The organism is Mycobacterium sp., from assembly GCF_049647605.1.
GTDB lineage: Bacteria > Actinomycetota > Actinomycetes > Mycobacteriales > Mycobacteriaceae > Mycobacterium.
In genome coordinates this window covers 1-2,149 of sequence record NZ_JBARXZ010000127.1, presented here as the reverse complement: position 1 = coordinate 2,149, position 2,149 = coordinate 1, and the positions used below count along the sequence as shown (strand labels likewise).

At 61.6% G+C, this 2,149-nt stretch carries 2 protein-coding genes; both read left to right on the top strand.

Translation table 11 applies throughout. The features are described from left to right. Positions 1-61: 61 nt before the first annotated feature. Positions 62-601 (top strand): abortive infection family protein, encoded by a 540-nt coding sequence (locus WBB07_RS17105; RefSeq protein ID WP_526309590.1) that lies wholly within the window; start codon positions 62-64, stop codon positions 599-601. Between the two features lie 278 nt (positions 602-879). After that, a protein-coding gene (locus WBB07_RS17100) for an IS3 family transposase (protein ID WP_526309589.1) occupies positions 880-2,018 on the top strand; the annotation gives its coding sequence in 2 pieces (ribosomal slippage) (positions 880-1,150 and positions 1,150-2,018; 1,140 coding nt in all). Positions 2,019-2,149: the final 131 nt, after the last annotated feature.

Genomic DNA, 2,149 nt, shown 5'->3' with positions numbered 1-2,149 from the left:
CGACCTGGGCCTTTCTTCACACGACGCGATGATGTCAACATAACCTCCAGAATCTCGAGAGGTGTTGCGACCGCACCTAGAAACCACCCCGGAGCAGGCTGCTCAGGATTCAACCGGAGCCGACACGGGCGATCTCGCGGAAGTTTCGGTCAACTTAGACACCGGTGGACGGCCCGCGCTGAACGAGCAACTAGGTCGTCTGCAACAGGCAGATGACGACCCCGCTCTGGCTTTGGGATCTGCGAAGGATCTGCTGGAAGCAGTCGGTAAGTTCGTTCTTTCGGAACTGGACTGGCCCATACAGACCAATGCAGATTTTGCCCAGCTCTGGCACTTTGCAAGGGAGCGGCTGGGTATCCTCCCTCAGCAGGTCGCTGGTGACACTCCCGGCGCGAACCACATCAGATCCGTTCTTCAAAGTGCATGGACGATTGCAGAGCAGGTCAATGCTCTGAGAAATCTGCAAGGCACTGGGCATGGCAGGACCTTGCCAACCGGCGTAACCGCTGAGCTTGCGCGACTGGTCGTGAAGGAAGCCTGCTCCGTCGCTGAGTTCGCACTGGCCAGTCTTGACCGTGCAAAGGGAACTCGGTCGGAGTGACGCGGCCAGCAGCGTCCGCAATCCGTCCGCAATAGCTCCGGCGTCACGCAACGCTTGCCAACATATGCAACACGCTGACCTGCTAATACTTAACCGAGCCAACGCCGCCAACATCCCCAAAAGTCCTTGTCGTCTCGTTCGCATCGAGAAGGTCAGGGGTTCGATTCCCCTTAGCTCCACAGTGTGATGAGTCGAGTTGAGGTGAGCCCCCTGTAGTGGTCCAGTTGTTGTGGGACTCTGTTGCCCGGTCTAGCGGGCAAGGAAGAATCGACAACGACATGGCATCGAACAAACGCCGGCGGCACACCCCGGATCAGATCATCCGCAAGCTGGCCGAGGGCAACAAGCTCCTCGGGACCGGCCAGGAACTCGCCGAGGTGTGCCGGCATCTGGAAGTCGCCGAATCGACGTGGCATCGCTGGGTGGCCCAGTACGGCGGCATGAAAGCCAACGAAGCCAAACGCCTCAAGGAACTCGAAGCCGAGAACGCTCGTCTGAAGAAGCTGGTCGCCAATCAGGCCCTCGACATCGACATGCTCAAGGAGATTTCGGCGGGAAACTTCTGACCCCGAACCGCAAGCGCAGTGCCGTTGTCGCGCTGCGTGAGCGGTTCGGGGTGTCGCAGCGCCGCGCGTGTGCCGTCGTCGGCTTGCACCGCTCGACGATGCGCCTGACTCCGGCACCGGTCACCACTGAGGAGGCCGAACTCCGTGCCTGGCTGCGCCGGTTCTCGGTCGACCGGCCACGCTGGGGGTGGCGCCGGGCCGCGAAGATGGCCCGCCGTGCCGGATGGCAGGCCAACAACAAACGCATCCGCCGCCTGTGGCGCCAGGAGGGCCTGCGGGTGCCGCAGCGGCGCCGCAAGAAGCGCCTGACCGGGATCGGTGTCGCGGTGGGCGCGATGTCCCCGATCCGACCGAACGTGATCTGGGCGATGGACTTTCAGTTCGACACCACCGCCGACGGCCGCACCCTCAAGATGCTCAACGTCATCGACGAGTTCACCCGCGAAACACTCGCGATCGAGGTTGGTCGCTCCATCGACGCCGATGGTGTCGTCGATGTCCTGGACCGTCTGGCGCTCATCCACGGGGCGCCGCATTATGTGCGTTTCGACAACGGTCCCGAATTCGTCGCGCACGTCGTGGCTGACTGGTGCCGATTCAACAGTGCCGGTTCACTTTTCATCGATCCGGGCTCGCCGTGGCAGAACGCCTGGATCGAGTCGTTTAATGGTCGCCTGCGTGATGAACTGCTCAACTCGTGGCGGTTCGACTCGCTGCTGGAAGCCCGAGTGATCATCGAGGACTGGCGCCGCGATTACAACGCCAACCGACCGCACTCCGCCCATGGTGAACTCACCCCAGCCGAGTTCGCTCTACAGTGGACCACGACCCATCAACCCCAAGTCGCATAACGACTTGATCTGTCCCCGCTGTTTCGAGCCGCGGTCATGCGAGTTGAGGGATCGAATAGGTGGATGTCCAGAGCGTTTCGAACTCTGTCGGGCTGATGTTACCGAGGTAGCTGTGGCGGCGTTCGACGTTG